Origin of the sequence: Scytonema hofmannii PCC 7110 (assembly GCF_000346485.2) — a bacterium.
Classification (GTDB): Bacteria; Cyanobacteriota; Cyanobacteriia; order Cyanobacteriales; family Nostocaceae; genus Scytonema; species Scytonema hofmannii.
In genome coordinates, this window is sequence record NZ_KQ976392.1 from 1 (window position 1) to 564 (window position 564).

General features: G+C 49.1%; 1 protein-coding gene. It reads left to right on the top strand.

Annotated features, from left to right (window positions below; all coding sequences use genetic code 11):
- Positions 1 to 564: acyltransferase domain-containing protein (locus WA1_RS52025; protein ID WP_148663133.1), on the top strand; the 564-nt coding region annotated here is incomplete at both ends.

Consider the following 564-nt stretch of genomic DNA (forward strand, 5'->3'; position numbering starts at 1 on the left):
TTCATGTTTTCAGGACAAGGGGCGCAATATGTAAATATGGGGCGGGAACTATACGAGGTCGAACCCACATTTCGCAAATATGTGGATATCTGTGCTGCAATTCTCCAACCCCACCTCGGTCTCGATATCCGTCATATACTTTATCCACACGCACAACACATCGATGTAGAGACGAGAGATCTCGCGTCTCTACAGCAGACGGCAATTACCCAACCAGCACTGTTTATTATTGAGTACGCCCTGGCCCAATTATGGATGGAATGGGGAGTGCGTCCAGAGGCAATGATTGGTCACAGCATCGGGGAATACGTCGCGGCAACAATTGCAGGCGTGTTCTCCCTAGAAGATGCCTTGGCGGTTGTGGCAACAAGGGGACAACTGATGCAACAGTTGCCCACAGGGAGTATGCTTGCTGTTCCACTTCCAGAAAAAGACGTGCAATCCCTATTAGATGTAGAGACTAAGCATGACAGGTCTCTACAAAACCCTGGAACGTCTGTACAAATAGCAGCAATCAACAGTCCATTCTCATGCGTAGTTTCCGGTTCAACCGATGCGATCGCC